Genomic DNA, 235 nt, shown 5'->3' with positions numbered 1-235 from the left:
ATGGCGTTTTCAAATAAAACAGAGCCTATCTCGCCGAGGAAACTGTTGGGATAATGCGCCGATGGAGCGTTTCTTTAGAAGCTTGAAGACAGAATGGGTGCCAACAGTAGGTTATCGTAGCTTTGCTGAAGCTCAACAAGAAATCACCCGCTATATTATCGGGTATTACTGTCAACTCAGGCCTCATCAGTATAACGGTGGCCTAACTCCCAACGAATCAGAAAGATTATATTGG

Annotated in this window: 1 protein-coding gene; it reads left to right on the top strand. The window is 44.3% G+C overall.

Features of this window, described 5'->3' with window-relative positions; genetic code table 11:
* The coding region (locus ACTRWI_RS22910) for an integrase core domain-containing protein (protein ID WP_499133966.1) at positions 1-235 on the top strand (235 nt) is incomplete at both ends.

It is taken from the genome of Pseudoalteromonas sp. G5_S1_14_S5 (assembly GCF_054968605.1).
The sequence above is the reverse complement of the archived record's forward strand: the minus strand, read 5'-3'. Positions and strand labels throughout refer to the sequence as shown.